This is a genomic window from Methylopila turkensis, assembly GCF_027922325.1.
GTDB classification, from domain to species: domain Bacteria; phylum Pseudomonadota; class Alphaproteobacteria; order Rhizobiales; family Methylopilaceae; genus Methylopila; species Methylopila turkensis.
The window spans coordinates 77,289-101,762 of the sequence record NZ_BSFL01000004.1 but is presented as its reverse complement, the minus strand read 5'-3'; the positions used below and the strand labels follow the sequence as shown (position 1 = coordinate 101,762).

Here is a 24,474-nt window from a genome sequence, read left to right as displayed (position 1 = left end):
CCTACAGCGCCGTCATGCCCGCCTTCGCGGGCATCCACGACTTCGCCTCCGGCATTCCACGCTCAAGTCGTGGATACCCGGCCGAAAGGGCCGGGCATGACAGCCGCGGTTCTGCGCGATCATCGAAGCGAAGCGTCAGCGGCGGATGCCGAGACGCTCGATCAGGTTCTGGTAGCGCGCGACGTCCTTGGACTTCACGTAGTCCAGCAGCGAGCGGCGCGAGCTCACCATCTTCAGAAGGCCGCGGCGGGAGTGGTTGTCCTTGGCGTGGCTCTTGAAGTGGCCGGTCAGGTTGGCGATGCGCTCGGTGAGCACGGCGACCTGCACTTCCGGCGAGCCGGTGTCGCCGGGCTTGGTGGCGTACTGCGCCACGATTTCTTTCTTGCGTTCAGCGGTGATCGACATCGGGGTCTCTCTGGTTCGATCAACTGTCGGATCCCGGCCGGACGTCACGCCCGGTCGAGGTGGAAAATGCGTCGGGGATGGAGTTCGCCGCGTTCGATCTCGGCGAGCGCGATCAACGCGCCGCCGGCCGTCACGGAGACAGAGCCCTGATAGGTCGGGGCATCCCGTCCGCGCAGCAGCACGGGCTGCCCGTTGAGCAGCCGTGCCGCCTCCGCCTGACTGACGGCGAGCGCCGGGATGTCGTCCAGCGCCGTCTCAACCGGAAGGAGGCATTCCGCGAGCTCCCGCTCGCCGCCGGCACCCTGTCGCAAACGCTCCAGTTCGTCCAGCGAAATCGCGTCTTCTTCGGTGAAGCCGCCGACGGCGGTCCGCCGCAGCGCCGTCACGTGGCCCCGCGTGCCGAGCGCCCGTCCCATGTCGCGGGCGAGCGCGCGCACATAGGCGCCCTTGCCGGTCTCGGCCTCGAACACCGCGCGGTCGGTCTCCGCTTCGAGAAGGTCGAGCCGGTGCACCTCGATCGTGCGCGCCGCGAGCTCCACCTCCTCGCCATCGCGGGCGAGGTCGTAGGCGCGCTGGCCGTCGATCTTGATCGCAGAGAACTGGGGCGGAACCTGCTCGATCGCGCCCCGGAACGATGGCAGCAGCGCGAGGATCGCCTCGCGCGACGGCCGCGCGTCGGAGGTCGCCACCGCCTCGCCCTCGGTGTCGTCGGTGTCGGTCTCGATCCCCCAGGTCACCTCGAAGCGGTAGATCTTCCGCCCGTCCATGACGAAGGGCACCGTCTTGGTGGCCTCGCCGAAGGCGATCGGCAGGATGCCGGAGGCGAGCGGATCGAGCGTGCCGGCGTGGCCCGCCTTCTTCGCCTGGAAGATCCAGCGGCATTTGGAGACCGCCTGGGTGGAGGCGACCCCCACCGGCTTGTCGAGGACAAGCCAGCCCGAGATGTCGAGACCCTTCTTGCGGCGGCTCATCGGTCGTCGCCCTCGGACCCGCCGTCCGCGTCGAGGTCGCGAGAAACCTCCGGCGAGCGCAGCAGCGCGTCGATCCGGGCGCCTTCGGCGAAGCTCTCGTCCTCGCGGAAGCGGATGTCCGGCGCCGACTTCAGCGCGAGGCGCTGCACCACCAGCATGCGGATCTGCTTGCGGTTGGCCTCGAGCGCCTTCAGCACCTTGGCCACGTCCTTGCCGCCGAGCGGCATGACATAGGCGGTGGCGAGCTTGAGGTCCGGCGTCATGCGGACCTCGGGCACCGTGATGACGTGCTTCTCCAGCACGGGGTCCATCACCTCGCCGCGCTGGAGCACGTCGGCCAGCGCATGGCGCACGAGCTCGCCCACGCGGAGCATGCGTTGCGACGGGGCCTTGGAGCCCTGGGAAGAACGGGACATTTCTTATTCCTTCTACGCCGTTGCGGCGGCCCCGCGGGGCCGCCGTCAGGGCCGGGATCGGACCGGCCGTGAGCGGATAAACGAACGACCCGCGGCGTGAGCCGCGGGTCGCGAACGGTTCGAACGTCGGACGCGCTTAGAGCGTGCGCTGCACTTCCGTGACGCGGTAGCACTCGATGACGTCGCCGGCGCGCATGTCCTGGTAGTTCTCGAACGACATGCCGCATTCGGTGCCGGCGCGCACTTCCTGGACGTCGTCCTTGAAGCGCTTGAGCGTCGCGAGCTTGCCCTCGTGGATGACGACGTTGTCGCGGATGAGGCGAACGCTCGCGCCCTTCTGCACCACGCCCTCGGTGACGAGGCAGCCGGCGATCTTGCCGACCTTGGACACCGCGAAGATCTCGCGGATTTCGGCGTTGCCGAGGAAGTCCTCGCGCCGCTCCGGCGACAGCATCCCGGACATGGTGGATTTAATGTCGTCCACCAGATCGTAGATGATGTTGTAGTAGCGGATTTCGGTGCCGGTGCGGTCGGCGGCGTCGCGCGCGTCCTTCAACGCGCGGACATTGAAGCCGAGCACCGCCGCCTTGGAGGCCGCCGCAAGGATCACGTCGCTCTCGGTCACGCCGCCGGCGCCGGAGAGCAGTACGCGCACGCCGACCTCGTCGTTGCCGACCTTCTCGAGCGCCTGCACGATCGCCTCGACCGAGCCCTGCACGTCGCCCTTGATCACGAGCGGCAGCTCCTTGCGGCCCGCCGTCTTGATCTGCGACATCATCTCCTCGAGACCGGAGACGCGCACCGTGGCGCGCGCCGCCGCCTGCTCGCGCTTCTGGCGCGTGCGGTAGTCGGCGATCTCGCGGGCGCGGGCCTCGTTCTCGACCACCGCGAGACGGTCGCCCGCCTCCGGCGCGCCGTTGAAGCCGAGGATCTCGACCGGCGTGGACGGCCCCGCCTCGGGAACCGTGTCGCCCTGGTCGTCGATCAGCGCGCGCACGCGGCCCCATTCTGAGCCGGCGACGACGATGTCGCTCTGCTTCAGAGTGCCGCGCTGGACCAGCACGGTGGCGACCGGACCGCGGCCGCGGTCGAGCTTGGCCTCGATCACGATGCCCTCGGCCGGACGGTCCGGATTGGCCTTGAGATCGAGGATTTCGGACTGCAGCTGGATGATCTCGAGCAGCTTGTCGAGATTGAGCTTCTCCTTGGCCGAAACCTCGACCTCCAGCGTCTCGCCGCCGAGCGACTCGACCTGGATCTCGTATTGAAGCAGCTCGCTGCGCACCTTGTCCGGCTTGGCGTCCGGCTTGTCGATCTTGTTGATCGCCACGATGATCGGGACGCCGGCGGCGCGGGCGTGGTTGATGGCCTCCGCCGTCTGCGGCATGACGCCGTCGTCGGCGGCCACCACCAGCACCACGATGTCGGTCGCGCGCGCGCCGCGCTGGCGCATCGCGGTGAACGCGGCGTGGCCCGGCGTGTCGATGAAGGTGATCTTGCCGCCGAGCGGCGAGGTCACCTGATAGGCGCCGATGTGCTGGGTGATGCCGCCGGCTTCGCCCTTCACCACCGCCGTGTGGCGGATGGCGTCGAGCAGCGACGTCTTGCCGTGGTCGACATGGCCCATGATGGTGACCACCGGCGGACGCGGAACGGCCTCGCCCTCCACGTCGGCCACGTCAAACAGGCCCTCCTCGACGTCGGACTCGGCGACCCGCTTGACGGTGTGGCCGAGCTCCTCGGCGATGAGCTGCGCGGTGTCGGCGTCGATCAGCTCGTTGATCTTCTTCATGACGCCCTGCTTCATCAGCAGGCGCACCACGTCGACCGCGCGCTCCGACATGCGGTTCGCGAGTTCCTGAACGGTGATCGTCTCGGGAATAACCACTTCGCGGGCCAGCTTCTCCTTGGGCTCCTGATGCCCCTTGCCCGACATGCGCTGGACGCGGCGACGGTAGGAGGCGACGGAGCGGGTGCGGTCCTCGCCGGACGCGCCGGTGGCGGTCGCGATGGTGAGGCGGCCGCGCTCCTTGGTCGGAGCGGTCTTGGTGCGTTCGGGCTTCGCCGGAACGACGGGACGGGACGGCGCGGCGCCGAGGCGGCGCGGCGCGGCGCGCGCGGGCTCCTCGGATTCCGGAGCGCTGGTCGGGCGACGCATGCCGGGCGCGGCCGACGACGGCGCGCTCGGACGGCGCGGCGCGGACGACGGCGCGGAGACGCTCGGAGCGGACGACGACGGCGCGGAGGACGCGGAGGCCGATGCGGCCGCCTCCTCGCCGAGACGCTTCGACGCCTCGGCCTCGGCGCGGCGCCTGACCTCGTCCTCCTGCTGGCGGCGGGCGTCTTCCTCGCGCTTGCGGGCTTCGGCCGCGAGGCGCTCACGCTCCTCGTTCGCTTCCCGGATGATGCGGGCGCGGGTCTCTTCCTCGGCCTTCTTGCGGTCTTCGGCCTCGCGGACGCGGGCGCCGGCGAGCGCCTGGGCGCGGGCTCCCATCTCGTCGGAGGTCAGCGTGCGCAGCACCATGCCGGAGCCGGGACGGGCGCCGACGTTCGGGCGGGCGGGCGGGGCCGGGCGCTGGGGCGCGGCCGGAGCCGCGGGCGGCGTCGGACGGGGAGCCGCGGGCTGGGCGCTCGCGGCGGGCGCGGGCTTCGCCTCGCCGGGCCCGACCACCCGACGCTTAACCTTCTCGACCACCACGGCGTTGGTGCGCCCATGGCTGAAGCTCTGGCGCACGACGCCGGACTCCGCCGGACGCTTCAGGCTCAGCGTCTTCGGCGAGGCGGTCAGCGTCTTGTCACCGGTATTCTTCGTATCCGTCATGCCCTGTCCGTTCCTGCGGGCTCGCCCGCGCCTCGTCTCGTCGGCCCCGCGGCGTCCGCGGGGTCGGGCCCTTCGCCGTTCACGCCTCTGTAGCGCACGAGCGCGTCGCATCGTGCGAGAAAGGCGGCGCTGACCGGGCCTGCGAGCAGCGCTGCATGTACCACATTCGACCGCCCCAACGCCAAGTCCAATTGGGCGGAGCGGAACGTTCTTACGACCCTGACCTCGGACGCCTTTCCGTGGCGCGCGAGGGCCTGGCCCAGCTTGCGGACGCCGTCGGCGCCCCCGTCCTCGGCCTCGACCAGGGCGATGACGGGCTCGTCGCGGAGCGCCGCCTCGACCTTCGCGAACCCGCAGATCACCCGGCCCGCCTTCTGGGCGAAGCCGAGCATCGCGAGCGCATGGCGCTCCATCAGCTCGTCCACCCGCTCGGGAAGAGCGGGATCGACCGTCGCGGGCTCCTTGAAGCCGCGCGCGATCGCCTTGCGTTTCACCGCGAGGCGCATCGCCTCCGCGGTCGCCGTGACCCAGACGCCGCGGCCCGGAAGCTCGCGCTTCAGGTCCGGCGTCACCGCCCCGTCCGGCGCGCGGACGAAGCGGATGAGGTCGTCGGCCGGCAGCGCCCGGCGCGTCGCGACGCAGGTGCGCTCCGGCGCCTTGCGATCGTCGTCGCGCTCCGCCACCGACGACGCCGTCAGACCCGCGCGGGTTCCGACGCGGCGTCCTCGTCTTCCGCGGCGGCCTCAGGCTGCGCGAGGTCGGCCTCGTCGATCCAGCCGGCCTTCACGCGGGCCTGCATGATCATCGACTCGGCCTCGTCGCGCGACACCTCGAAGCCGTCGAGCGCGCCGGCCTCGCGGCGCGGCTCCGGGCCCGAGCGGTCGATCCAGCCGATCAGGTCGTCGGTCGCGCAGCCCGCGAGATCCTCGACCGTCTTGATGTCGTTCTCGCCGAAGGCCACCAGCATCGCGGTGGTGACGCCCGGAACTTCCCTCAGCGCGTCGTCGACGCCGAGCTCGACGCGCTTGGCGTCGTGCTCCGCCTCGATGCGGGCGAGGTAGTCCTGCGCGCGGCGCTGAATCTCGGTCGCGGTGTCCTCGTCGAAACCCTCGATCGTGGACAGCTCCGAGAGCTCCACATAGGCGATCTCCTCGACCGAGGTGAAGCCTTCCGCCGCCAGAAGCTGGCCGAGCGTCTCGTCGACGTCGAGCGCGTTCATGAAGTCCTGGGTGCGGCTCAGGAACTCCTTCTGACGCCGCTCGCTCTCCTCGGCCTCGGTCAGGATGTCGATGTCCCAGCCGGTGAGCTGCGAAGCCAGGCGGACGTTCTGGCCGCGACGGCCGATCGCGAGCGAGAGCTGGTCGTCGGGGACGACCACCTCGATCTTGTTGGTGTCCTCGTCGAGCACGACCTTGACGACCTCGGCCGGCTGCAACGCGTTGACGATGAAGGTGGCGTTGTCGAACGACCAGGGGATGATGTCGATCTTCTCGCCCTGGAGCTCCTGCACCACGGCCTGCACGCGCGAGCCGCGCATGCCGACGCAGGCGCCGACCGGATCGATCGAGCTGTCGCGCGAGATCACGGCGATCTTGGCGCGCGAGCCCGGATCGCGGGCGACCGCCTTCACCTCGATGACGCCGTCGTAGATCTCCGGCACTTCCTGGGCGAACAGCTTCGCCATGAACTGCGGATGGGTGCGCGACAGGAAGATCTGCGGCCCGCGCGGCTCGCGGCGGACGTCGTAGACATAGGCGCGGACCCGGTCGCCGGGACGGAACAGCTCGCGCGGCAGCAGCTCGTCGCGGCGCACGATCGCCTCGCCGCGGCCGAGGTCGACGATCACGTTGCCGTATTCGACGCGCTTCACCAGACCGTTGACGATGTCGCCGATGCGGTCCTTGTACTCCTGGTACTGGCGGTCGCGTTCGGCGTCGCGCACTTTCTGCACGATCACCTGCTTGGCGGACTGCGCGGCGATGCGGCCGAAATCGAACGGCGGCAGCGTGTCGGCGATGTAGTCGCCGGGCTGCGCGGCCGGGTTGCGCTTGCGGGCGTCCTCGACGGCGATCTCGATGTTGTCGTTCTCGACCTGGTCGACCACGAGCATCAGGCGCGACAGCCGGATGTCGCCCGACTTCGGGTTGATCTCGGCGCGAATCTCCGTCTCCTGGCCATAGCGCGAGCGCGCGGCCTTCTGGATCGCGTCCTCCATCGCCTCGAGCACGATGCCCTTGTCGATCACCTTCTCGCGGGCGACGGCTTCCGCGATCTGCAGAAGCTCGAGCCGGTTGGCGCTGACCGCCATTGACGTCACCTCCGTCCCTTCGAGGCGGCCTTCGGGCCGCTCCCCTTCGTGGTTCCACCCCAGCGCCGGGCCGGCTTCCCGCCGGTCGCCGCGACGTCCTGGTCCGGCGACGGCGCGCCGTCGTCGGTCTGTTCGATGCCTTCGTCGGCGTCCTCGGGCGCGCGGCCGGCGGCCTTGGCCCGGCGCAGCGCCTCGCGGATCAGCTCGTCGGTGAGTATCAGCCGCGCCTCGCCGATATCGGCGATCGGCAGCCGGGCCTGGGCCGGCTCGTCCTTGCCGGCGTCGTCGCGGCGCAGAATCGCGTCCGTCCCCTCGACGCCCTCGAGCACGCCCTTGAAACGCTTGCGGCCCTCGACCGGAACCTCCATCTCGACCTTGGCGAGATGGCCCGCCCAGCGCGCGAAGTCCGACACCCTGACCAGCGGCCGGTCGATGCCCGGCGACGACAGTTCGAGATGGTAGGCGCGGTCGATCGGGTCCTCGACGTCGAGCACCGGCGCGATCGCCTTCGACGCGACCTCGCAGTCGCCGACGGTGAAGGTGCCGTCCGGCCGCTCGGCCATGATCTGCAGCGTGTAGCCGTCGCGTCCGGACGATTTCACCCGCACGATGCGGAAGCCGAGATCGATCAGCGTCGGCCCGACGATCGCCGCCACGCGCGCGTCGACGCCCGCCTCGGTCACGAGGCGGGGTTCGTCGAGGGGGCTGTCGATCTCGGTCGCGATGCCGTCGGCCATTGATACCTGAAAACTTTAAGCGGGCGTGGAGCGGGCCCCCGTAGGGACCCACCTCGAAGGGCTCATCGAGCCAGTCGACGATGTCATTGGATGTGAGGGATATACGCGCCTCGCCGCGGAACCGCAAGGTCGCGGCCGCGCCGGGCCGATCTTTGACCCGCCGGACGCCGCCGCGCTAGACCCGGTCGCGTCGCCGCCAGCCCCGAGGTTCCCCTTATGCCCGACGTCCGCTCAATCTGCGCCATCGGCCTTCGCGGCCAGATGGGCCTCAACGGCGTGCTGCCGTGGGAGGGCGACCCCCGCGCGCCCTTCGTCGAGGACGTCGCCCGCTTCTTCGACATCACCCGCGGCCATGTGCTCGTCGCGGGCGCCAAGACCATCGAGGCCATACCGGAGTTCGCGCGCGGCGACCGCACGCTGTTCGTCACCGACCGCACGATGGACCCGCGCGACGTGCTGGCGCGCTTCCCCGACCGGGTGGTCTATGTCGGCGGCGGGCCGGTCGCCTGGGGCGCCTACGCGCCGTACATCCGGCACTGGGACATCAACCGCCTGCCCTATGACGGGCCGGCCGACCGCTGGTTCGATCCGGCCTGGCTGCTGGCCGGCGGCGCGGTTCTCTAGCGGCGGCGATCGCCGGCGAGCCCGCCCGACTTTCGCCGGGCCTTCGAGCCCCGACCATTGGCGCACGCGCGTCTTGCGCGCCGACGCTATTCTCTCGCGGGCCGTTTCGCGGTAAGGATTGAGCAGAAGCTTCGCGCGAGGAGCGACCGAAAGCCACGTGACCGACACGTCCGAATGACAGCCAGCCCGCCCAAACTGTTCGTGAAGTCCTACGGCTGTCAGATGAACGTCTACGACGCCGAGCGCATGGCCGACGCCCTTGCGCCGCAGGGCTATGTCGCGGCGGGATCGGCCGAGGACGCCGATCTCATCATCCTGAACACCTGCCACATCCGCGAGAAGGCGGCCGAAAAGGTCTATTCGGAGCTCGGCCGCATCCGGAAGATGAAGCAGGAGACCGGCCGCAGCCCGAAGGTCGCGGTCGCCGGCTGCGTCGCGCAGGCCGAAGGCGCCGAGATCCTGAAGCGCGCGCCCGTGGTCGACCTCGTGGTCGGGCCCCAGAGCTACCACCGCCTGCCCGAGCTGCTGCGCGAAGCCGCCGAGGGCCGCCGGCCCGTCGACACCGAATTCGCGGTCGAGGACAAGTTCGACCGTCTGGCCGCCCCCGCCCCCAAGGCGATCCGCGGCCGCGGCGTCACCGCCTTCGTCACCGTGCAGGAAGGCTGTGACAAGTTCTGCACCTTCTGCGTTGTGCCCTACACCCGCGGCGCGGAAAGCTCGCGCCCCGTCTCGCAGATCGTCGCCGAGACCGAGCGGCTGGTCGCGGCCGGCGTGCGCGAGGTGACGCTGCTCGGCCAGAACGTCGACGCCTATCACGGCGAGGGGCCGGACGGGCGGTCCTGGTCGCTCGCCCGGCTGATGTACGAGCTCGCCGAGATCGAGGGCCTCGCCCGGCTGCGCTACACCACCAGCCACCCGCGCGACATGGACGACGAGCTCATCGCCGCCCACCGCGATCTGGCGAAGCTGATGCCCTACCTGCACCTGCCGGTGCAGTCCGGCTCCGACCGGGTGCTCGCGGCCATGAACCGCAAGCACACGGCGGACGAGTACCTTCGGCTGATCGGGCGCATCCGCGCCGCCCGGTTGGACCTCGCGCTGTCCGGCGATTTCATCGTCGGCTTCCCCGGCGAGACCGACGCCGATTTCGAGGCGACGCTCGCGATCGCCCGCGAGGCCGGCTACGCCAGCGCCTTCACCTTCAAGTACAGCCCGCGCCCCGGAACTCCCGCGGCCGACATGGACGGCCAGGTCCCCGAGCCGGTCAAGGACGAGCGGCTGCGGCGGCTGCAGGCGCTGATCGCCGCGCAGCAGGCGGCGTTCGCCCGCTCGCTGGTCGGCCGCCGGATCGACGTGCTGCTCGACCGGCCCGGCCGCCATCCCGGCCAGCTCGCCGGCCGCTCGCCTTACCTCCAGCCGGTCCAGATCGTCGCGCCGGGCGCGGCGATCGGGGACGTGGTGAGCGCGGTCGTCACCGACGTCGGCGCCAACAGCCTGTTCGCCGCTCTGCGGACCGCCGCGGAACGGCCGGATGACATGTCCATGACTCCGGAGGCGACCGCTTGAGCGCGGAAACGACGGTGCGCGGGTTCGACCCGCTGAAGAACGTGACCTCCGCCCCCCGCAAGCCCGGCGCGCTCCGCCAGGACGCGGCGCCGGCCGACGTGACCATCGCCTTCGACGACAACCGCCACGCCTCCAGCCTGTTCGGCAGCCACGACCAGAACCTCGCCTTTCTTGAGCGGCGGCTCGGCGTCGAGGCCACAGTGCGCGGCAACCACGTCGCGCTGCGCGGCCCGGCGGAGGCCTGCGCCCAGGCCCGCAAGGTGCTCGAAGGCCTCTACGACCGGGTCAGGCGCGGCGAGGCGGTCGCGCTCGGCGACGTGGACGGCGCCATCCGCATGGCGGCGAGCCAGGGCCAGCTGTTCCCGACCGACGGCCCCGCGGGCCCCCGCCCCGGCTTCGCCCAGGTCGGCACGCGCAAGAAGACCATCGTCGCCCGCACCGCGGCGCAGGACGCGTACATCCGCTCGCTCGGCAAGCACGAGCTGGTGTTCGCCACCGGCCCCGCCGGCACCGGCAAGACCTACATCGCGGTCGCCTGGGCCGCCGCGCTGATCGAGCGCGGCGAGGCCGACCGCATCATCCTGTCCCGTCCCGCGGTCGAGGCCGGCGAGCGTCTCGGCTTCCTGCCCGGCGACATGAAGGACAAGGTCGACCCCTATCTGCGCCCGCTCTACGACGCGCTCTACGACGTGATGCCGGCCGAGAAGGTCGAACGCGGCATGACGTCCGGCGTGATCGAGATCGCGCCGCTCGCCTTCATGCGCGGCCGCACGCTGACGAACGCCGTCGTGCTGCTCGACGAGGCGCAGAACACCTCGTCGATGCAGATGAAGATGTTCCTCACGCGCCTCGGCGAGAACAGCCGCATGATCATCACCGGCGATCCGACCCAGATCGATCTTCCGCCCGGCCAGGTCTCCGGCCTCGCGGAGGCGGTGGGGCTGCTCGAGAACGTGGAGGGCATCGGCGTGACCCGCTTCAGCGCCGCCGACGTCGTCCGCCACGAGCTGGTCGCCCGGATCGTCCGCGCCTACGAGGGCGCGCACAACACGCCGGAGGTTTGACGCGAGATGAACCCGGACCGAACTAGGCGCTCGACGCGCCCTCGCGCGAAGCGCGTGGGGGAGCCGCGGACGTGAGCGCCGACCGATCTCCCCCCGTCGCGCTCGAAACCGTGCGCGACAGCGAACTCTGGGCCGCCCTGCCCGACGCCGAGGCGACCGTCGCCCGCGCGGTGGCGGCCGCCTTCGACGAGGCCGGGCTCGAAGCCCGCGCCGACGCCGAACTCGCCGTGACGCTCGCCGACGACGCGCGGGTGCGGGCGCTCAACGCCGAATGGCGCGAGAAGGACAAGCCCACCAACGTCCTGACCTTCCCGGCCTTCGAGCCGGACGAAATGGCCGACGCGCCCATGCTGGGCGACGTGGTGCTCGCGTTCGAGACTGTCGCCGCGGAGGCGCGCGACGAGGGCAAGCCGCTCGCCGACCACGTCTCGCATCTGGTCGTCCACGGCGTGCTGCACCTGTTCGGCTACGACCACATCGAAGACGAAGAGGCCGAGGAGATGGAGGCGCTGGAGACGCGCGCCCTCGCCCGACTCGGCGTCGCCGACCCCTACGCCGACCTCGCCTTGGCGCCCGAACCGCTTCTCCAACGGCCATGACCATGAACGCCCCCGCTTCATCGCCCCGCGACCGCGCCCATCACGGGCACGACGCCGAGGCCCGTCAGGACAACTGGATCGAGCGATTGCGCTCCTTCGTCGGGCTGGGCGCCGCGCCCACGCTGAGAGAGGAGTTCGCGGAGGCGCTCGAGACCGGCGACGAGGCCGACCTGTCGATCAGCGCGCTGGAGCGCGTTTTGCTGCGCAACGTGCTCGCGCTCAAGGACACGCGGGTCGACGACGTCATGGTGCCCCGCACCGACATCGACGCCGTTTCCGAGGACATGAGCTTCGCGGAGCTGCTGGCCACCTTCCAGGAGGCCGGCCATTCCCGGCTCCCGGTCCACCGCGGCTCGCTCGACGAGCCAGCGGGCATGGTGCACGTCAAGGACGCGCTGGCGCTGATCGCCCGGGCCGCCGCCGACGGCGGCTTGGACGCGGGCGGCGTCGCCTTCAAGGCGCGGATCGCCGACCTCGACCTCGTGCGCCCCGTGATTTACGCGCCGCCTTCCATGGCCGTGTCCGACCTGCTGACGCGCATGCAGTCGCTGCACATCCACCTCGCGCTGGTGGTCGACGAATATGGCGGGGTCGACGGGCTGGTCTCGATCGAGGATCTGGTCGAGACCATCGTCGGCGACATCGAGGACGAGCACGACGACGCCGAGGAGGCCCGCATCGCCCCCGACGGCGCCGGCGGCTTCGTCGCCGACGCCCGCGCCTCGCTCGAGGACGTGGTCGAGGCGGTCGGGACGGATTTCGACGTCTCCGCCTATTCCGATGACGTCGACACCATAGGCGGACTGATCGTCACCCTCGCGGGCCGTGTGCCGGCGCAGGGCGACGTGGTGCAGGGCCCTGGCGGCCGAAGGCTGGAGGTTCTCGAGGCCGACCCGCGGCGGGTGGTGTCGGTGCGGATCGCCCCGCCGGCGCCCAAGCGCGAGGACGCCGAATCGGATACGCCGGGAGGCGCCGCCGACGCGGCCTGACGCCGCGGCCCCGGCGCCCACCGGAACCCCGCCATGACGCGACGCATCGAGACCCTCGCGGCGGCCGCCGGATCGATCATGCTGACTTCCGGCTGGCGCCGGGCCCTGATCGCGTTCGCGGCCGGCGCGGCCTCGGCGCTGGCGATGCCGCCCTTTTCGCTCTGGCCGGTCCTCGCGCTGACCTTTCCCGTCGCGGTCTGGCTGGTCGACGGCGCCGCCGGCGCGACGAAGGGCCGGGCGCTGCTCTCGGCCGCCGGCGCGGGCTGGTGCTTCGGCTTCGGCTACTTCCTCGCCGGCCTCTGGTGGATCGGCTCCGCCTTCCTCGTCGACGCCGACGTGTTCGGCTGGCTCCTGCCCTTCGCGGTCGCAGGCCTGCCGGCCGGGCTCGCGCTGTTCCACGCGCTCGGCTTCGCGCTCGCGCGGGCGCTCTGGAGCGGAGGCCCCGCCCGCGTGCTGGCCTTCGCGTTCGCGGTCGGCCTCGCCGAGACCGCGCGCGGCCACGTCCTGACCGGCTTTCCCTGGAACGCCTTCGGCTACGCGCTCGCGGACCAGGCCTGGCTCGGCCAGTTCGCGTCCGTCGTTGGCGTCGAGGGGCTGACCTTCATCGCGCTGGCGATCTTCGCCGCGCCCGCGGCGCTCGCCGACGCCCGGCCGGCGAAGCGCGGCGTCGCGATCGCAGCGGCGGCGCTCGCCGCGCTCGCCGTCTTCGGCGGCGTCCGCCTGGCCCTCGCCGAGACCGGCTTCGACACGCGCGTGTCGGTGCGCGCGATCCAGCCCGAGATCCCCCAGGACATGAAATCCCAGGACGCGGCGCGCGACACCATCATGGACGCCTATGTCGCGCTGTCCGACGAGGCGCGCGGCCCCGACCGGCGCGGCTTCGCCGACGCCAACCTGCTGGTCTGGCCTGAATCCGCCTTTCCGTTCCTGCTGTCCCGCACGCCGGAGGCGCTGGCGCGGATCGCGCAGAGCCTCGAACCCGGAGCGACGCTCGTCACCGGCGCGGTCCGCGGCGAGCGCGACGCCGACGGCTCGGGCGCCACGTTCTGGAACGCCGTACATCTCGTCGGCGACGACGGCGCCATCGCGGACACCTACGACAAGCTCCACCTCGTTCCGTTCGGAGAGTACCTGCCGTTCCAGAGCCTGCTCGAGGCGATCGGACTGGAGCAGCTCACCCGGCTGCAGGGCGGCTTCGCGTACGGAACGCGGGCGAACCTGATCGCCCTGCCCCAGGGGCCGCGCTTCCGGCCGCTGATCTGCTACGAGGCGATCTTTCCATGGGAGATCGTTGCGGGCGAGCGTCCCGACTTTTTGCTGAACGTCACCAACGACGCGTGGTTCGGCCGCACGCCCGGCCCCTACCAGCATGCCGCCCAGGCCCGCGTCCGCGCCGTGGAGCAAGGTCTTCCGCTCGTCCGTTCCGCAAATGGCGGTATCTCGATGGTGGTCGACGCGTATGGACGTACAATTTCTTCGCTTCCGCTGGGCGAACGCGGCGTGGTCGACGCGCAGCTGCCCCTTCCGATAGGTTCAACCGCCTACTACTCTACCTCAGGTTTGTTGTTTCTCATCTTTCCCGTACTTTTCATGCTGTTTGCGATACGGGCGCGACGCCGCGTTTGACATTAGAAACGCGAAGTGGCCAATTTCCGCAACGCCAGCTGGCGTCGAGAAGCCGAACGCTCGTGGACGTTCGCGCGGTCTATTTTGGGGTTGTACGGCGGGGGGTGACGCCGCACGCGAGATCTGCGAGGAGAAAGTTATGATTAAGAAGACGCCGAACCCGGTCGACAAGCATGTCGGCAGTCGGGTTCGAATGAGGCGTGTCTTGATCGGTATGAGTCAGGAAAAGCTCGGCGAAGCGCTCGGCATCACCTTCCAGCAGATCCAGAAATACGAGAAAGGCACCAACCGCATCGGGGCTAGCCGGATGCAGCAGATCGCCACGGTGATGGGCGTTCCGGTCTCCTACTTCTTCGACGACGCCCCTGGGTCGGAGCCGACCACGCCCGGCATGGCGGAAGCGCCCGGCTCGGACTACGTCGTCGACTTCCTCACCACGACCGAGGGCCTGCAGCTCAACAAGGCGTTCGTGCGCATCGGCGATTCCAAGGTGCGACGCAAAATCGTGGATCTGGTTGCGGCGCTGGCCGACGCGACCAAGCCGGCGGCCTGAGACCAGGCCGTTCGCTTGACCGGAATGTTCGCATCTGCGAAGAACGGAACGTTCGTTAGATCGAACGTTTCCGTCGTTCTTTTCGGTCAGGGAGCAAGCATTGGCCCGCGCTGACTATCTGTTCACGAGCGAATCCGTTTCCGAAGGACATCCCGACAAGGTCAGCGACCGGATTTCCGACGAGATCGTCGACATCTATCTCGGCGCCGAACCCGAGGCGCGCTGCGGCGTCGAAACCCTCTGCACCACCAACCGCGTCGTGATCGCGGGCGAGGTGCGCGGTCCCGAAAGCGTCACCAAGGACCAGCTGATCGAGGCCGCCCGGGCCGCGATCAAGGACATCGGCTACGAGCAGGACGGCTTCCACTGGAAGAACGCCGACATCGCCTGCCACCTGCACGCCCAGTCCGCCCACATCGCGCAGGGCGTCGACGCCTCCGGCAACAAGGACGAAGGCGCCGGCGACCAGGGCATCATGTTCGGCTACGCCTGCAAGGAGACGCCGAGCCTGATGCCGGCGCCCCTGCACTACGCGCATTCGATCCTGAAGCGGCTGTCGGAAGTCCGCCATTCCGGCGAGCAGCCGACGCTCGGGCCGGACGCCAAGAGCCAGGTCACCGTTCGCTACGCTAACGGCAAGCCGGTCGGCGTCACCTCGATCGTGCTCTCGACCCAGCACACCGACGAGAACCAGTCCTCGGCCGACATCCGCGCGATCGTGGAGCCCTACATCCGTGAGACCCTGCCCGAGGGCTGGATCTCCGACGAGACGGTCTGGCACGTGAACCCGACCGGCTCATTCGTGATCGGCGGTCCGGACGGCGACGCCGGCCTGACCGGCCGCAAGATCATCGTCGACACCTACGGCGGCGCGGCCCCGCATGGCGGCGGCGCCTTCTCCGGCAAGGACCCGACCAAGGTCGACCGCTCGGCCGCCTACGCCGCGCGCTACCTCGCCAAGAACGTGATCGCGGCCGACCTAGCCGACCGCGCCACCATCCAGCTGTCCTACGCGATCGGCGTGTCCGAGCCGCTGTCGATCTATGTCGATCTGCACGGCACCGGCCGAGTGGACGAGGCCAAGCTCGAGAAGGTGCTGAGCGAGATCATCTCCTTGAGCCCGCGCGGCATCCGCACGCACCTTGAGCTCAACAAGCCGATCTACGCCCGCACGGCCGCCTATGGCCATTTCGGTCGCGAGCCCGACGCCGACGGCGGCTTCTCCTGGGAGAAGACCGACCTGGCCGAGGCTCTCAAGTCGCAGTTCTGAGACTGAAGCGCCGCGTCGGGCGTCGACCAGGGTCAGCATGTCCGACGAAGAGCGTTACGAGGGCTCGTTCTTCGGCCGGCGACGGGGCAAACCGCTCCGCGCCGGCCGCGCGGCCCTGATCGCCGGCGACCTGCCGCGGCTGCGGGTCGACCCTGCGTCCGTTCCCGCCGACCTTGCGCGCCTGTTCCCGCATCCGGTCGACGACATCCGGCTCGAGATCGGCTTCGGCGGCGCCGAGCATCTGCTGCACGAGGCGTCCGCAAATCCGGCGACCGGCTTCATCGGCGTCGAACCGTTCCTCGCCGGCCTCGCCAAGGGTCTCGACGGCGTCGCCCGTCTCGGGCTCACGAACGTCCGGCTGTTCGACGACGACGCCACGCAGCTGCTCGATGCGCTGCCGGAGGCGTCGCTGTCGCGGGTCGACCTGCTCTATCCCGATCCCTGGCCCAAGACGCGGCACTGGAAGCGGCGCTTCGTCTCCGACCAGAACCTCGCCCGCATCGCTCGCGTGCTGAAGCCCGGCGCGCCGTTCCGCTTCGCCTCCGACATCGACACCTACGTCGCCTGGACGCTGGAGCACGTGCGGCGCTCGCCCGATTTCGAATGGACCGCGGAGCGCGCCGCGGACTGGCGCGAGCCCTGGGCCGGCTGGCCCGGCACGCGCTACGAGGCCAAGGCGATCCGCGAGGGCCGCAGGGGCAGCTACCTCATCTTCCGACGGACGTGACCCCCCGCCGCGCGTCGCGCGACAGGCGGAACAGCGCCAGCGTGGCGACGCCGAAGAACGCGACCGTGACCGGCAGCGGCAGCACGCCGCCTCCGAGCGTGCGCCCGAGCGCGATCCCAACCAGCGCCCCGAACGCCATCTGACAGAAACCGACGAGCGACGACGCCGCGCCCGCCCGCTCCGGAAACGGCTGCAGGGCCGAAGCCATGCTCTGCGGCATCACGAGCCCGACCCCGAACAGATAGACCATCATCGGGACGACGATCGACGCCGGCGTCGGCGGCGCGAACAGCACGAGCGCCAGCATCAGCGCCCCGCCGCAGGCGACCGCCGCGGAGCCGACGCCGATCGCGCCGTCGAGCCCCCGGGTCCGCACCAGCGGCCCGGCGGTCAGCGTGCCGCCGATGAAGCCGATCACCCCGATCGCGAAGGCCGCGCCATAGGCGATCTCCGACAGCCCGTAGACCGACTGCAGGATGAAGGACGAGGTCGAGATGTAGGCGAACAGGCCGCCGAAGGCGATCACCGTGAGCCCGAGATAGGACAGGAACCCCTTGTGCCGCAGCAACACGCCGTAGCTCGCGAGCGCGGCGCGCACGCTCAGCGACGACGCACGTACGCGCAGCGTTTCCGGCAGCAGAGCGGCGACGACCAGCATCTCGAGGCCCAGCACCACGGTCAGCAGCGCGAAGGTCGCGCGCCATCCGAACTGCGTCTCGAGCACGCCGCCGATGAGCGGGGCCGCGGCCGGCACCACCCCGAGGATGGTCGCCATGCGGGCGAGCTCGCGGGCCGCGCGCGGCCCGGAATAGAGATCGCGCACGATCGAGCGCGCCAGCACGACGGAACCCGCGCCGCCGAGCGCCTGCACGAAGCGCGCGGCGATCAGCATCTCGATCGAGGGCGCGACCGCGCAGAGCGCGCTGCCGAAGGTGAACAGGGCGAGGCTCGCGAGCAGCGTCGGCTTGCGCCCGCGGGCGTCGGACAGCGGACCGTAGACGATCTGGCCGAGCGCGAAGCCCAGCAGGAAGGCGGAGAGCGTCATCTGCCCGCCGGCCGGGCTCGCGCCGAGCGCCGCCGTCAGGTGCGGCAGCGACGGCAGATACATGTCGATCGCCAGCGGCCCGACCGCGGTCAGCAGGGCGAGCACGGCGGTCAGCGCGAGCGTGTCGGGTCGCAGGAGCATCGTGTGAGATCGAAAGGCGGGCGCGGCATGCGCCGGAGGTCGCTCACATAGCGCGCAGGCGCCGCGCTTCGAGGCGCGGGCCTCAGCCGTAGCGGTGCAGCGTCGCCCCGTGCGCCTTCAGCCAGGCCTCGGAGCGCTCGTAATCCGGCACGAGCCGGGCGACGTTCGCCCAGTAGCGCGGACCGTGGTTCATCTCCTTGCGGTGCGCGACCTCGTGCGCGGCGAGATAGTCCAGCACGTGGGCCGGCGCGAGGATCAACCGCCAGGAAAACGCGAGATCGCCCGAAACCGAGCACGAGCCCCAGCGCGTCGTTGTGTCCTTGAGCGAGATCCGCCCGACCGAGACGCCGAGCGCCGCAGCGTGGCGCGCGACGGCCGCCGCTAGATCCCGCCGCGCCTCACGCTTCAGAAAATCGGTCACCCGACGGGACATGTGCGCCGCCGCGCCGTGCACCGCGAGGATGGGCTCGTCGCCGCGCAGGCCAAGCTCCACCCGCACGACCCCGCGCACCCCTTCCCGCAACGCGATCCGGTGCGGCTGGCCGCGCAGCGGCACGGTCTCACCGGCCACGAACGGCACCCGCTCGGGCAGCCGCGCCAGCCGCTGCTCGATCCAGCCGACATGGCGCTCGACGAAGTCGCGCGCGGCGCCCAGCGGCGTCCGCGCCGGCAGGGTCAGCGTCACGTCCCGCGCCGCCGTGCGCACGCGAAGCGTCATGCGTCGCGCCTGCGCGCTGCGCCGGATGGAGACGGCGACTTGGCCCAGCCGCGTGTCGACGACCAGCGCGTCGCCGACGAGCCGCGGGTCGGGGCGCGACTGGAACGGGAGGGAGCGGAAGACGCGAAGCAGGGACATGACGACCGTCGGTAGCGGATCGCCGTCGACCACGACGGCGAATCAGGACGCTGGCGACTTTACCTGCGCCGATTCCCGCGAGGCGAGCCCCCTCAGGCCCCTGCCCCCGCGCCGTCCACGGCCGCGATCAGGCGCCCGATATCTTCATCGCGCGACAACCGATGGTCGCCGTCCTTGACCAGCGTGACCACGACGTCGTCGTCGGCCAGCAGCTCCACCAGCCGCATGGCGTGCTCCCACGGCACGTCCGGATCGCACATGCCCTGCAGGATGCGCACGGGCGCGCCGACCCGGATCGGGCCGCCCAGCAGGAGGTGGCGCCGGCCCTCCTCGATCAGCGCGCGGGTGATGGGATAGGGACCCGGCGCGTACTCCGATGGGCGCATCCAGCGGCCCGTCTCCAGAATTTCGCGACGGACCTCGTCGGAGAAGCGGGCCCACATCAGGTCTTCGGTGAAATCCACCGCCGGCGCGATCAGCACCAGCGCCGAGGGCGGCCGGGCCATCCGCCGCGCCGCGAGCAGGGCCATCCAGCCGCCCATGGACGAACCGACGAGCACCGGCGCCGGCTCCGCGAAGGCCTCGATCGCGGCGAGCGCGTCCTCGAGCCACGAGCCGATGGTGCCGTCCTCGAAGCGGCCGCTGGAGGCGCCGTGCCCCGCATAGTCGATCCGCAGCACCGCGCGGCCGGTCCGCGCGCCCCAGGCGTCGATCGCGCTGGCCTTGGTCGCGGTCATGTCGGAGCGGAAGCCGCCGAGCCACACCACGCAGGGGCCCTCCCCCGCACGATGGAGAACCGCGATCTCGCGCGCCGCCGCGCCCTGCCCCACCGTCAGCGTCCGGCGTTCCGGTTCGGCCATGACGTCTCCTCCCAGATGATGCGCGGCGCGGGGCTCAGACAAGCCCGAGCACCCAGAGCCAGCCCGACACGGTGACGACCGACAGCGCCGTCGACACCGCCACCGCGGCCGACGCCGTGCGCTCGCCGACCTTGTAGCGGGCCGCGACGAGATAGGCGTTGATGCCGCACGGCATGGCCGCGAACAGCACCGCGACGCCGGCCCAGACCGGCGGCACCGGCAGGATATGCACCGCCAGCACCCAGACCAGGAACGGGTGCAGCACCAGCTTCAGCCCGCTGATCGCCAGCACCGGCAGGCGGTCGCTCAGCATGCCGTAGCGCTTCAGCGCCACGCCCATGGCGACGAGCGCGCAGGGGCTCGCGGTGGCGGCGAGCTGGTCCACGATCGAGAGCGCGGCGCCGGTGGGCTGCACGCCCGCCGATTTCGCGGCGACGCCGGCTGCGAGCGCGAGGATGATCGGGTGGGTGACGATCGTGCGCGCGAGACCGGTCGCGATCTTGAGCTTGCGCCCCTCGGACGACGCCGCCTCGATCAGCAGCGCGGCGGTCGACATCATGATCGGCAGATGGATCGCCAGCAGCAGGAACAGCGGCGTCGCGCCCGCGTCGCCATAGGCCTGAAGGATCAGCGGCACGCCGACGAGCACGGTGTTGGACTGGCCGCTCGCGAAGCCGTGGATCGCGGCCTCGCGCCGGTCGCGCCCGAACAGCCGGGTCGCGAACAGCATGCCGAGGGTCCAGACCACCGCCACGCCCGCGAAATAGGCGACCCAGTAGCCCCAGGGGTTGTCGCCGATCGGCCCCCCGCCCACCAGCGTCCGGAAAATGAGGGCCGGCACCGCGATCAGGAACACGTAGTCCGACAAGCCGTCGCCGGCGCGATCGCCGAGCAGCTTCAGATGGGCCGCGATGAAGCCGAGCGCGATGAGCCCGAAGGTCGGCAGGACGATGGCGATGAGCTGGGACATCGAGGGCCGGACGCCGGCGAACCGGCGAGCAGTTGGGGACGGCGAAGGATCGTCCGATGCGATACGCGTTGAGGCGCTAGGGGTCAACGCAGGACGCCGCAGGCCTACCCCGCTGGGGATGAGGGGTGAAACACCATGTATTCCGCGATCGGCTTAGCCCATCCTTAAAGCCTGAACGTCACTTTCGCCGGACGACGAACGCCGCCCCCCGAAAACGAGACGCCTGCCGCATGACCGCGACCGCGAGCCTTTTCGACGACCGAGACGCGCCCGATCCGGCGCGCCGCATCGCCGTCGCGGCTCACGAAATCCGCACCCCGCTCGGCGGCATCCTCGCGCTCGCCGAACTGCTGCTGGCCGAAGAGCTCTCGGAGACCGCGCGCGGCCACGCCAGCGCGCTGAAGGCTTCGGCCGAGCACCTGCTCGGCGTCGCGAGCACCCTGCTCGGCGTCGCGGAGCGCGCGCCTAAGGCCCAGGAGCTCGACGTCGACGCCTTTCTCGCGCGCGTCGCGCCGCCGATCGCGGCGCGGGCCGCGCTGCAGGGCGTCGGCTTCCGCGTCACCCGCGGGCCGGGCGTGCCCGATCGCGTGCTCGCCGACGAGGGCGCGCTGCGCCAGATCGTGGACAATCTCGCGGACAACGCCCTGCGCGCCACCGAGCGCGGCGCGGTCGAGCTCGCGCTCGAGCGCGTCGAGGGCGACGCGGCCTCGGTGACGCTGCGTCTTTCGGTGCGCGACACCGGCCGCGGCCTCGGGGACGAGCCCCAACGCCTGTTCGAACCCTTCGTGCAGGGCGCCGAATCCCGCGGCGCCGCGGGGCTCGGGCTTGCGCTGGTCGCGGAGCTCGCGGCCTCGATGGACGGGCAGGCGGAGGCCGTGAACCGGCCCGCCGGCGGCGCGGAGGTCGGCGTCGTGCTGCGCCTCGGCGCGGCCCGGCCGGCGCCTGCGGCTCCCTCCCCCCATGTGCTGGTCGCGGAGGACAACGCGATCAACCGTCGGGTCATCGGAACGCTGCTCGACCATTTCGGACTGAGCTGCGACATGGTGACGGACGGCGAGGCGGCGGTGACCGCGGTCGCGCGCGGCGGCTACGACCTCGTGCTGATGGACGCCACCATGCCGCGGCTCGACGGCCTCGCCGCGACGCGCGCCATCCGCGCCCTCCCGGCGCCGGCGAGCGCGATCCGCATCGTCGGCGTGACGGCCCGCGCGTTCGAGGACGAGATCACGGCGTTCGAGCGCGCCGGCGTCGACGCGGTGGTGGTCAAGCCGCTCTCGGTCGCCGAACTCTGGGCCGCGATCGCGCCGGCCGCCCCGGCGCGCGCCAAAGCGGGCTGACGCCGGCTGCGTCAGCCGCGCAGGGTCGCGCCGGTGGCCTTCGCGACCTGCGCGACGATGCGGGCCGAAATCTCCTCGATCTCGGCGTCGGTCAGCGTCTTCTCGCGCGGCTGCAGCGTCACGGCGAGGCCGAGCGAGACCTTGCCCTCCGGCACGCCGGGCCCCTCGTAGCGGTCGAACAGGTCGACCCGCGTGACGAGCTTGCGCTCCGCCGCCTGCGCGGCGCGGATCAGCTCGCCGGCCGCCACGTCGCGGTCCACCACGAAGGCGAAGTCGCGCGACAGCGGCTGGAACGCCGAGCCCTCGAATGGCGGCTTGGCGCGCGTGGGCTTGGCCTTCGGCTGCGGCAGCGCGTCGAGGATCAGCTCGAAGCCGACCAGCGGACCGGAGACGCCGAGCGCCGCGAGGGTGCGGGGGTGCAGTTCGCCGAAGGCGCCGAGCACGACCTTGGGGCCGAGCTGCAGCAGCCCTGACCGGCCGGGATGGAACCAGGCCGGCGCGGACCCTTGCACGATCTGCACCGCAGAGGGTTGCAGCCCGAGATTGGCGAGCGCGGCCAGCGCGTCGCCCTTGGCGTCGAAGGCGTCGACCGGCGCGGTCGCTTCGCCCCAGTGCCGCCCGGCGCCACGCGCCTTGGCGGTGCCGCGCCGGAGGCCGGTCGCGGCGATCTTCTGGTCCTCGGGACGGTCGCCCCAGAACACCTGGCCCACCTCGAACAGCGCGGAGTCGGGCAGGCCGCGGTCGGCGTTGCGCTGGGCGGCCGCAATCAGGCCCGGCAGCAGGCTCGGCCGCATGTCGGACAGGTCGGCCGCGATCGGGTTCGCCAGCGCGAGCTCGGGCTTGCCGCCGCCGAAGGTCTCCGCCTGCGCCTTCGAGACGAAGGACCAGGTCACGGCCTCGACCATGCCGCGGGCCGCGAGCGTGCGGCGGGCGACGCGCGCGCGGCGTTGCACCGGGCTGAGCTTGGCCCCGCCCACGCTGGCGCCCGCCGGCAGGGGCGTCGCCTCGACGCGGTCGAGCCCGATGATGCGCACCACCTCCTCGACGAGGTCGGCCTTGCCCGACACGTCCGGCCGCCAGCTCGGCACGGCCACCTTGAGGTGGTCGCCCTGGCCGGTCACCCAGAAACCGAGCAGCGTCAGCGGCGCCTTCACTTCGGCCGCCGCCACGCCAAGGCCCGCGAGACGCTTCACCTCGGAGACGGGGAAATCGATGATCAGGTCGCGCTCGGGAACCTCGCCGGCGGCCGTGATCTCAGACGCCTCGCCGCCGCAGATCTCGAGGATGAGCGCCGTGGCCAAGTCGAGGCCCGGCAGCGCGAAGGCCGGATCGACGCCGCGCTCGAAGCGGTGGCGGGCGTCGGAATGGACGTTCAGCGCCCGGCCGGTGCGGGCGATGTTGAGCGCGTCCCACAGCGCGCTCTCGATCAGCACGTCGGTGGTGGCCTCGTCGCAGCCCGTGGCGGCGCCGCCCATGACGCCCGCGATCGACTGCACGCCGGCGTCGTCCGCGATCACGCACATGCTCTCGTCGAGCGCGTAGGTCTTGCCGTCGAGCGCGAGGAGGCTCTCGCCGGCGCGGGCGCGCCGCACGACGAGGTCGCCCGTCACCTTGGCGGCGTCGAACACATGCAGCGGGCGGCCGCGGTCGAAGGTCAGGTAGTTGGTGACGTCGACCAGCGCGTTGATCGGCTTCTGGCCGATGCTGCGCAGCCGGCGCTGCAGCCAGTCCGGCGACGGGCCGTTGCGGACGCCGCGCACGAGGCGGAGCGCGAAGAAGGGCGACAGCGGCTCCGTGTCGCCGAACTCGAAACGCACCGAGGTCGGGCAAGGGAACGCGCCCCGCACCGGGCGGATCGCGGGCTCGATCAGCTCGCCGATCTCCGCCGCCGCGAGGTCGCGGGCGACGCCGTGGACGCCGAGGCAGTCCGGCCGGTTCGGCGTCACGGCGATCTCGATCACCGGGTCGTCGAGACCGACGAGCGGCGCGAACGGCCGGCCGACCGGCGCATCCGCGGGCAGTTCGAGGATGCCTTCGCTCTCCTCGGAAATGCCGAGCTCCTTCGCCGAGCACAGCATGCCGCCGGACGCGACGCCGCGGATCTCGGAAGCGCCGAGCTTGACGCCGGACGAGGGGATCACCGTTCCGGGCGCGGCGAACACCACCTTCAGCCCCGCGCGGGCGTTCGGGGCGCCGCACACCACCTGCAGCGGCGCGCCCTTGCCGATGTCCACGGAGCAGACCTGCAGCTTGTCGGCGTTGGGATGGCGCTGGGCGTCCAGGATATGGCCGACGACGAAGGCCGACAGCTCTCCGGCCCTGTCCTCGACATGCTCGACCTCCAGACCGACCCGGGTCAGCGTGTCGGTCACCTCCACGAGGTCGGCGCCGCCGGAGAGATGCTCTTTCAGCCAGGAGAGGGAGAATTTCATCGGATCGGACCTAGAGCCTTGCGGCGTCATCCCGGCCAAGCGGAGCGCAGAGCCGGATTAGGATTGAACTCGTCATGGTCCGGCTTGACCGGACCATCCGCCTTGAACGCCGAGACCTGCGCCAAAGCTGGGTCCTCCGGTCAAGCCGGAGGACGAC

The 24,474-nt window shown here is 71.1% G+C and carries 22 protein-coding genes; 10 read left to right on the top strand and 12 right to left on the bottom strand.

Annotation, left to right across the window (positions count from 1 at the left end; genetic code table 11):
* Nucleotides 1-135: 135 nt before the first annotated feature.
* From rpsO to rimP, 7 genes are all read right to left on the bottom strand, one after another.
* Nucleotides 136-405: a 30S ribosomal protein S15 gene (rpsO, locus tag PKE78_RS16880; RefSeq protein WP_271202095.1), complete on the bottom strand. Its 270-nt coding sequence runs from the start codon at nt 403-405 to the stop codon at nt 136-138.
* Nucleotides 406-449: 44 nt separating this feature from the next.
* On the bottom strand, nt 450-1,376 hold the full coding sequence (truB, locus tag PKE78_RS16875; RefSeq protein ID WP_271202094.1) for a tRNA pseudouridine(55) synthase TruB: 927 nt from the start codon (nt 1,374-1,376) through the stop codon (nt 450-452).
* On the bottom strand, nt 1,373-1,792 hold the full coding sequence (rbfA, locus tag PKE78_RS16870; protein ID WP_271202093.1) for a 30S ribosome-binding factor RbfA: 420 nt from the start codon (nt 1,790-1,792) through the stop codon (nt 1,373-1,375). Before rbfA ends, truB begins: the two co-directional genes overlap by 4 nt.
* A 136-nt stretch (nt 1,793-1,928) precedes the next feature.
* Complete coding sequence (gene infB, locus PKE78_RS16865; protein ID WP_271202092.1) at nt 1,929-4,613, bottom strand: translation initiation factor IF-2; 2,685 nt, start codon at nt 4,611-4,613, stop codon at nt 1,929-1,931.
* Nucleotides 4,610-5,296, bottom strand: a complete 687-nt coding sequence (locus PKE78_RS16860) for an RNA-binding protein (RefSeq protein ID WP_271202091.1) — start codon at nt 5,294-5,296, stop codon at nt 4,610-4,612. Before PKE78_RS16860 ends, infB begins: the two co-directional genes overlap by 4 nt.
* Nucleotides 5,297-5,307: 11 nt before the next feature.
* A complete protein-coding gene (nusA, locus tag PKE78_RS16855) occupies nt 5,308-6,921 on the bottom strand; it encodes a transcription termination factor NusA (protein WP_271202090.1) in 1,614 nt (537 codons plus the stop codon).
* Between the two features lie 5 nt (nt 6,922-6,926).
* Nucleotides 6,927-7,658, bottom strand: coding sequence for a ribosome maturation factor RimP (gene rimP / locus PKE78_RS16850; protein WP_271202089.1), 732 nt, complete (start codon nt 7,656-7,658; stop codon nt 6,927-6,929).
* A gap of 216 nt (nt 7,659-7,874) precedes the next feature.
* Here rimP and PKE78_RS16845 point away from each other — a divergent pair, with 216 nt between their 5' ends.
* The 9 genes from PKE78_RS16845 (at nt 7,875) to trmB (ending at nt 16,676) form a co-directional block, all read left to right on the top strand.
* Nucleotides 7,875-8,282, top strand: a complete 408-nt coding sequence (locus PKE78_RS16845) for a diacylglycerol kinase (protein ID WP_271202088.1) — start codon at nt 7,875-7,877, stop codon at nt 8,280-8,282.
* Nucleotides 8,283-8,456: 174 nt separating this feature from the next.
* Nucleotides 8,457-9,848, top strand: a complete 1,392-nt coding sequence (gene miaB, locus PKE78_RS16840) for a tRNA (N6-isopentenyl adenosine(37)-C2)-methylthiotransferase MiaB (protein WP_271202087.1) — start codon at nt 8,457-8,459, stop codon at nt 9,846-9,848.
* On the top strand, nt 9,845-10,912 hold the full coding sequence (locus PKE78_RS16835; protein WP_428981289.1) for a PhoH family protein: 1,068 nt from the start codon (nt 9,845-9,847) through the stop codon (nt 10,910-10,912). The genes miaB and PKE78_RS16835 overlap by 4 nt, the downstream gene beginning before the upstream one ends.
* A gap of 71 nt (nt 10,913-10,983) precedes the next feature.
* Nucleotides 10,984-11,511: an rRNA maturation RNase YbeY gene (gene ybeY / locus PKE78_RS16830; protein WP_271202086.1), complete on the top strand. Its 528-nt coding sequence runs from the start codon at nt 10,984-10,986 to the stop codon at nt 11,509-11,511.
* Nucleotides 11,512-11,513: 2 nt separating this feature from the next.
* The gene (locus tag PKE78_RS16825) at nt 11,514-12,500 is read left to right on the top strand and encodes a hemolysin family protein (RefSeq protein WP_271202085.1); all 987 of its coding nucleotides are present in this window, start codon (nt 11,514-11,516) and stop codon (nt 12,498-12,500) included.
* Between the two features lie 33 nt (nt 12,501-12,533).
* Nucleotides 12,534-14,126: an apolipoprotein N-acyltransferase gene (lnt, locus tag PKE78_RS16820; protein WP_271202084.1), complete on the top strand. Its 1,593-nt coding sequence runs from the start codon at nt 12,534-12,536 to the stop codon at nt 14,124-14,126.
* A 139-nt stretch (nt 14,127-14,265) separates the two neighbouring features.
* Nucleotides 14,266-14,679, top strand: coding sequence for a helix-turn-helix domain-containing protein (locus tag PKE78_RS16815; protein WP_271202083.1), 414 nt, complete (start codon nt 14,266-14,268; stop codon nt 14,677-14,679).
* A 100-nt stretch (nt 14,680-14,779) separates the two neighbouring features.
* Nucleotides 14,780-15,949 carry a methionine adenosyltransferase gene (gene metK / locus PKE78_RS16810; protein WP_271202082.1) on the top strand — a complete coding sequence of 390 codons (1,170 nt, stop codon included), beginning with the start codon at nt 14,780-14,782 and terminating at the stop codon, nt 15,947-15,949.
* Between the two features lie 37 nt (nt 15,950-15,986).
* Nucleotides 15,987-16,676: a tRNA (guanine(46)-N(7))-methyltransferase TrmB gene (gene trmB, locus PKE78_RS16805; protein ID WP_271202081.1), complete on the top strand. Its 690-nt coding sequence runs from the start codon at nt 15,987-15,989 to the stop codon at nt 16,674-16,676.
* Here the strand turns inward: trmB and PKE78_RS16800 are convergent.
* From PKE78_RS16800 to PKE78_RS16785, 4 genes are all read right to left on the bottom strand, one after another.
* Nucleotides 16,657-17,862 carry a multidrug effflux MFS transporter gene (locus PKE78_RS16800; RefSeq protein WP_271202080.1) on the bottom strand — a complete coding sequence of 402 codons (1,206 nt, stop codon included), beginning with the start codon at nt 17,860-17,862 and terminating at the stop codon, nt 16,657-16,659. The genes trmB and PKE78_RS16800 overlap by 20 nt on opposite strands.
* An 82-nt stretch (nt 17,863-17,944) precedes the next feature.
* The gene (locus PKE78_RS16795) at nt 17,945-18,718 is read right to left on the bottom strand and encodes a M48 family metallopeptidase (protein ID WP_271202079.1); all 774 of its coding nucleotides are present in this window, start codon (nt 18,716-18,718) and stop codon (nt 17,945-17,947) included.
* A gap of 92 nt (nt 18,719-18,810) precedes the next feature.
* Entirely contained in the window at nt 18,811-19,578 is a 768-nt protein-coding gene (locus tag PKE78_RS16790; protein ID WP_271202078.1) for an alpha/beta hydrolase, read from the bottom strand.
* Nucleotides 19,579-19,612: 34 nt separating this feature from the next.
* Nucleotides 19,613-20,548, bottom strand: a complete 936-nt coding sequence (locus tag PKE78_RS16785; protein ID WP_271202077.1) for an AEC family transporter — start codon at nt 20,546-20,548, stop codon at nt 19,613-19,615.
* A 230-nt stretch (nt 20,549-20,778) separates the two neighbouring features.
* Between PKE78_RS16785 and PKE78_RS16780 the strand changes: the two genes are divergently transcribed.
* Nucleotides 20,779-21,885: a response regulator gene (locus PKE78_RS16780; protein WP_271202076.1), complete on the top strand. Its 1,107-nt coding sequence runs from the start codon at nt 20,779-20,781 to the stop codon at nt 21,883-21,885.
* 11 nt (nt 21,886-21,896) lie between these two features.
* On the opposite strand, the gene pheT is transcribed toward PKE78_RS16780, so the two are convergent.
* The gene (gene pheT / locus PKE78_RS16775; protein WP_271202075.1) at nt 21,897-24,317 is read right to left on the bottom strand and encodes a phenylalanine--tRNA ligase subunit beta; all 2,421 of its coding nucleotides are present in this window, start codon (nt 24,315-24,317) and stop codon (nt 21,897-21,899) included.
* Nucleotides 24,318-24,474: the final 157 nt, after the last annotated feature.